Raw genomic sequence first — 6,188 nt, forward strand, 5'->3', positions numbered from 1 at the left:
GTGTGCTCGTGGCCCTCCTTGCGGTCGATGTGGTTGCCCAGCCCCGCTCCGGAGGCGCTCATTTTCTCGGCGTGGAAGACGGCGAATCCCATGGCAGTGGTGTTTGGTCTTGGCATGCCCCCTGGCCCCGCAGGGCCCGCGGCTTCGGAACGAAGTCTAGTGGGCTATACTTACTACCGAAAGTCCATCCTAAGGGTTGTCCTTTTTTCCTGGCCGGAACGGACAGGGGAGCCGTACGAAGTGTCGGATCCGGAATGCCTGGAGCATTCCTTCTTCACAGGTGAGAAAGACGCGTAGCGGCTAGAGTTGGATGAGAGAGCGATGAAATCACTACCAACGCCACCAGCGCCTCTTCTTAGCTTCAACTTCTTCCGGCTGCTCCTGGCTTTGCTGGGCTAAAAGCTTTCCTGCGTTTAGATGCTGGTCGCGCTTGAATATTTCCTGCTCCTGGCTCCACTTATCATGTAACCGGTCCAGTTCCTTCTGTTTTTCCTCCCTGTACTCATTAAATTGTCTCTCTAGACGCTCTATTTGCTGCTGCTGAACTGTTAATAACTTGTCTTTTTCTTCAAGCCTCGCCAGAAGGATCTCAGCTTGACTGCTTTGGTACGTGTTATCACGTTTGTTATCAGTGTTATCATCTATGTTAACACTGATAACGGGCTTGTTATCGAAAGAATATACTTTGTTAACAAAGGAGGAGCGTATTAGTAATCCGTTGCCATCATGCTTAACATGCTCTTTAGCGTACACTTTTTTGGAAAGGCGGCGAATAGTCATCTCTGACTTTCCAGAGCGAGCAGCTGCTTCAGCTAGAGTGATGTAATCACCTGTGTTAACAGTGTTATTCATTTTTAGGCAGGATGTTATCACGTGTTATCATGCTGATAACATCATAAAGGTAGTATAACAGGCGCATAAGGCGTAACAAAAATAAGAATTAAAGTCCCTGCATCACAGAGTAGCTCCACGGATCAAGATAATGCGAGTTGACTTATAAAAACTCGTTTTTAGCCTTGGGGGTACTCCGGCTAAACAGAAGCAACTGTGGTTTATCTGCCTGGCACTGCAGCTGGTGATCCGCTTTTCATTTTTGTTGGTTAAGAAAAAATCGATTTTAAGCCCTTTTAAGCGCGCCGCCTCTTTTGGAAGGTATAGCCACGTTTTTTCCCTGAGCCTCTCACAGCATTGAGCTATGGCTTTCCTGTGGCCATAATTCTGCAGGGCTCCCAGTCTCACCTGGTCAGCTTCTAAACTTTGTTCTTTTTTATCAACTAAAGTCTTAGTTTCCGCGCCCCGGTGCTCTTCTTTCCCCTTTTGTTGTTTTTTGCTTTTTTCCTTGCCTGAGATATTGTTCCATCTGTCGGTTTATTGAGTTCCCTAAATGCCTTACGCGCGCATGCGCGAAACACAACTTTGTGTTATTTGTATATATTTGTCTTATTTGCAGTTCTCATAATTAGCTGAATGTCAAAGTTATACAGAGTCAAAAGGAAAGGTTTTATCAGTCAAAAGGAAAGGTTTTATCAGCGAAAGGAAAGGTTTTATCAGCGAAAGGAAAGGTTTTATCAGTCAAAAGGAAAGGTTTTATCAGTGGGAAGATAATATTAATGGAAAGGTTTCCTTTATTCTCTTTCTTTTCAATATATTTGATCAAAATCGCATGACATGACCACTCCTAAACCCGCATCCGTTGAAATAAGGCAGCATAACGCCATTACTACGGCTCGTTATGAAATGACAGCCTGTGAGATGGATATCGTTTTCTACCTGCTTTCATTAATCAAGAAGGAAGACGAGAGGGGGGTAATGTACCAGGTAAAGGTCAGAGATTTGATGGCAATTACAGGACGAGAGTGGCACTACAATCAGTTTTTAGAAGCGACTTCCAATTTGAGAAGCCGGGAGTACATTATTGAAGATGAAAAAAGAGTTCTTCAGGTAGGATTATTGGCCTCAGCTGAATACATCAAGGGAGAAGGAGTTATAGAGCTGGAAGTGTCAGAGAAAGTTCGGCCGTACCTGATAGACTTAAAAAACAACTTTACTAGCTTCAGGTTACATGCTGCATTTAGCCTAACAAGCAAATATGCTAAGCGCATCTATCAGATAGCCTCCCAATGGAAAGACATAGGGGAAAGTAAGACCTTTTCAATTCATGATCTTAAAGTGATGCTGATGCTGAAAGACCCCAAAGGCAAGGATCCTGAACAGTACACGAAGCTATCGATGTTTAAGAAGTTTGTGCTGGATACTGCAGTTAACCAGATCAACGCACATACAGATCTTAAGATTAGCTATGAACTGATAAAAAAAGGGCGATCCTATCAGAGCATACGGTTTTACATAAATACTCAGGCTCCGGATCAGTTACCCCTCCCCTTTGATCAGCCTGTTGAAAATGCACGACATCAGCACGCCCGGCAGATCCTGGATGACTTGGGTATTAAAGATGCGAAGCTCATTCAGCAGATACTTTCAGATGAGAAGCTTACTGACGGCATGTTTAAATTCAACTATGAGCTAAAAACAGGTAGAACGAAAGCAAGTAAGAACCCTGCCGGATTGCTGCTAAAGGTATTGGGGCTACGCTAGCCAGGAGAGCATCAGTATAAACAAAAGGGGAGAAAAAATAGTACATTTGAACCATGAGAACACTCACATTCAACTTCCACAATGAGCAGGAGGAGAAAGTGCTGCTGGCCTTTCTGGACAGCCTGAAGTACGATTACCGACGCGTGGATGAGCCCGAGGATTTCCGTCTCTCCGAAGAGGAGGTAAAAGGGCTGCTGCAGACCAAACGTGACTTTGTGGAAGGCCGCACCACGGCCCGTCCCTGGGAGGATATTAAGCGCGACCTGAGGCGTGCTTAAGGTTCAGCTCCTAGAAAGGGCGGAGCTGGAAGTCAGGGATGCCTACACCTGGTACGAGACGCAGCAGCCGGGACTTGGTGATCGGTTTCTCGACATGGTGGATCATTATCTGACTCTGATCGGGTCTAAGCCGCACCAGTATCCTGGCAGGTACGGCAATGAGCTCCATGTTGCCCCCATGAAAACATTCCCTTACCTTGTCGTTTATTGGGTCGATGAGGGGCAGGAAACAGTGTTTGTGACCTCCATATTCCACACCAGTCGAAAACCCAAGAAGTTTTAAGTGCCCCCGCAATACATAATGTACAATGCTCATCCCCTTATCCTCCCTTTCTGCTCTTTTATACAAGTTAATATGCGATGGCAAACATAGGATAACATCGGTTATCAGCTCATAAGCTACTTTTAATGATAAACAGGAGCAGCTAAAACTACGTAGCCCACGCGCAAAAGGTGGCTCAGCTCGCTAAAGCGCAGCTAATGGGGAAAGGTTGTTCAAGGAAAGTGGGTGTAGGCTTTTTATCTATCTGCCCAGGGCACTACCGAAGCCCCGCTCCTCCACTCCGTTCCGGGCTCTGTTCCTGGTGCAGTTGATAAGGTGCACCGCATTATTTACATGTAGGTCGAGACGCACCATCTGGCTGCTCCAGACATCTTCTTCCCTTTTGTAATCTTTCCTTCTGTAAGTATGAATTGCGAATACTTAGCCCCAGGCCAAAGGCACTGGCAAGAGGTGTGTATGGCTACAGGAACACATCTTCAATAGAAAATCCGGAGGGGAAATGTTTAGAAGTGAAACAGGTTGCGGCATGTTATATAATTGCACTCCGTTTAGAAAACTTGCCTACTTAACATAACATTGGTTATAACGTAAACCCCCTTTCCGGCCAACCTGAGCGGGTCTTTTTTGGGGATCTTTTTGGTACTCTGGCGGGAGAGTCTGATAGCTTGCACGGCGGAACGGCCACGGCAGGCACACTTATAGCTTTCGGTTCCCTTGCGGAGGCTTTAACTGTAAATCAATATCTTTGGGGGCTTAACTACAGTGTATGAAACAAGAGCTTAGGAATGCCTTCGGCAAGGTGTTCCTCACAATAGAAGTGGACGCCCGGAACAGATGGGTGCACGTGAACTGGACAGGCTACCTGACCGCAGACAACATCAGGACCGGGGCGGCCGCTTACACAGCGGCCTTGCAGAGGGCGGGCTTCAGCTGCGTGCTCAACGATACCCGCGAGGTGGTCGCCTCCTGGGGCCATTCGCTGGACTGGGTGCTCGGGGACTGGGCACCCACCGCGGTCAGAGCCGGACTGCGGCACTTCGCCATGGTCACCGTCCCCGACACCCTCGCCGGCTCCACGGCCGCCGACTTCTACACTAACCTGACCGCCTTCCGGGCCGAGGTCTTCGATGACATGGAAGAAGCCAGAAACTGGCTGCGGTCTCACTCGCTGAGCAGGGGCTTGAGGTGAGCCACCTTTTGCGCGTGAGCTGTTATACTTGCCGGCCCTGATAGTGGTGAGCTATTCTTACGCGTCAGTCTGCTCTACGGCAACCGCTCCCCCAACTCTCTCTCTTAGGGACTCTCTTACCTTGTGGAGCAGCTCTGCCAATTCTCTGGCTTCTTCCTCCGTAAGGCTCTCTACCATGGCATCCACATGGTCCAAATCCTTATCAATAGCACCCAAAGCTTTCTGTCCCTTGTCTGATATCAGGATATTGACCAAGCGCTTATCTACTGTGTTTGTCGTGACCTCCACCAGCCCCTTTCCTTGCAAACGGCTTACCAGCCGCGATGCATCCGACATCCTGTCGAGCATCTTCTCGCGCAGGAAGGAGGTGGACACGGGCCGGGGGTACTGGTCGCGCAGGATGCGCAGGGCGTTATACTGCTGCCCCGTCAGGTCATACTTTTGAAAGAATCTGTTGTAGCTGTTCGAAAGAAAGCCATACGTGTACAGGATACTCATGCTGGCTTTCTGCCATTCATTCCGAAAGGATTCGACGCCTAATTGGTTCTCTAAGTTCATACGTGCTGTCAGGTGAGTTTACCAAGTATAGCAAAAAAATTGATATTTTCACATCTTACAGGCTGCTCAAAATAGGAGGTGTGATAGCCTGCTGAACAAAGTGTTCCAGCAGTTGGCAAGTCCTTTCGCTTGCATCACCAGGTACTTACTACATCACCCTTCCTATTTATCATAAATGAGCTTATAAGTCTATAGTTAGGGAAGGGTTATGGGGCTGCTTGTCCAATAACCTCCTTGAGCAACCCACACCGGGACGGTAGGCCACAGATGCGCGGGGGATGTCTTGGTTTCTTTCGCTACCGCCCGATGCCACGGCCTCTCTTCGGGCGCTGCTGCTCCTGCTGCTTTTCCTGCATGCTCTTTTCTTCTGCTTTCTTGTAGCTGTTGGCGTACATATCCATCACTTTCTTCTCCTGCTCGCTCACGGGCCTGCCCAGCAAGGACTTGACAAACATCGTCACCGTCTCCTGCAGGATGCTCAGACGGCTCTTTACCGCCTTCAGCTCCTGCTGCAGCTTGCTTATCTGCCGCTCCTGGGCCTGGAGCTGCTGCTCCCTGCGCCGGAGCTCCAGGCCCACGTCCGTTTTCTCCTTTGTGGCTGATTTAAAGCGCTCCTGCACCTTCTGCTCGTACTGGGTTGGGTTTAGCCTGTCCAGCGCCGTGAGCTTCGGCAAATCGCCCAGAACGGCCTCCTGCGCCTGCTGCTGCTGGCCCAGGTACCAGCCCTCTGCGTTATGGATGGCCTTGCTCCCCCGAACGCCCCTGGAGAGCCCGAAAGGCGCCATGGCCTGGGCGTAGCGGTCCTGCCGCTGGCTCATGTCCTTTTTGTTGCCCAGGATGGTCTTGGCCGTCAGCTTGCCCTCCCGGAGCGGCACCACCACTGCGTGCAGGTGCGGGGTCTTTTCGTCCAGGTGCAGCACCAGGCGCACCACGTTCTCCTTGCCGAACTCCTGGGCCACGAACTGGTAGTTGGCCTTGAGCCAGCCCTTCATCTTCTCCGGGTCCGCCTCGATGGCCTTCATGTCCTCGTGCGTGCCGGTGAACACCAGCGAGAGCGCCCGCACCGCGTCCTTCCGGATGGCGGTGGTGCCGGTGTAACCCTCAGCTATACGGTCTGTGATGGCCAGGTGCATCGGCTTAGCGCAGTGCGCAGTGACGGCGAAAGCCTGGTTGAGGTGCCGCCGCTCCGGGTCGGCGTTTTGGAAGGTGTGCTCGTGGCCCTCCTTGCGGTCGATGTGGTTGCCCAGCCCCGCTCCGGAGGCGCTCATTTTCTCGGCGTGGAAGA

The 6,188-nt window shown here is 50.3% G+C and carries 7 protein-coding genes; 4 read left to right on the top strand and 3 right to left on the bottom strand.

Annotated features, from left to right (window positions below):
- Positions 1–330: 330 nt before the first annotated feature.
- Positions 331–852 carry a hypothetical protein gene (locus CHB92_RS25165; protein WP_089322000.1) on the bottom strand — a complete coding sequence of 174 codons (522 nt, stop codon included), beginning with the start codon at positions 850–852 and terminating at the stop codon, positions 331–333.
- 816 nt (positions 853–1,668) lie between these two features.
- Here CHB92_RS25165 and CHB92_RS25170 point away from each other — a divergent pair.
- From CHB92_RS25170 to CHB92_RS25185, 4 genes are all read left to right on the top strand, one after another.
- Positions 1,669–2,595: a replication initiation protein gene (locus tag CHB92_RS25170; protein WP_089322001.1), complete on the top strand. Its 927-nt coding sequence runs from the start codon at positions 1,669–1,671 to the stop codon at positions 2,593–2,595.
- A gap of 53 nt (positions 2,596–2,648) precedes the next feature.
- Positions 2,649–2,873 (top strand): hypothetical protein, encoded by a 225-nt coding sequence (locus tag CHB92_RS25175; RefSeq protein WP_089322002.1) that lies wholly within the window; start codon positions 2,649–2,651, stop codon positions 2,871–2,873.
- On the top strand, positions 2,866–3,156 hold the full coding sequence (locus tag CHB92_RS25180; protein ID WP_089322003.1) for a type II toxin-antitoxin system RelE/ParE family toxin: 291 nt from the start codon (positions 2,866–2,868) through the stop codon (positions 3,154–3,156). The genes CHB92_RS25175 and CHB92_RS25180 overlap by 8 nt, the downstream gene beginning before the upstream one ends.
- A 766-nt stretch (positions 3,157–3,922) precedes the next feature.
- A complete protein-coding gene (locus CHB92_RS25185) occupies positions 3,923–4,345 on the top strand; it encodes an STAS/SEC14 domain-containing protein (protein ID WP_089322004.1) in 423 nt (140 codons plus the stop codon).
- 57 nt (positions 4,346–4,402) lie between these two features.
- Here CHB92_RS25185 and CHB92_RS25190 read toward each other — a convergent pair whose 3' ends face one another.
- A complete protein-coding gene (locus CHB92_RS25190; RefSeq protein WP_089322005.1) occupies positions 4,403–4,903 on the bottom strand; it encodes a MarR family winged helix-turn-helix transcriptional regulator in 501 nt (166 codons plus the stop codon).
- A gap of 296 nt (positions 4,904–5,199) precedes the next feature.
- The coding region (gene mobV / locus CHB92_RS25195; RefSeq protein ID WP_179223167.1) for a MobV family relaxase at positions 5,200–6,188 on the bottom strand (989 nt) is incomplete at its 5' end.

Source organism: Pontibacter ummariensis (genome assembly GCF_900188175.1).
GTDB classification, from domain to species: domain Bacteria; phylum Bacteroidota; class Bacteroidia; order Cytophagales; family Hymenobacteraceae; genus Pontibacter; species Pontibacter ummariensis.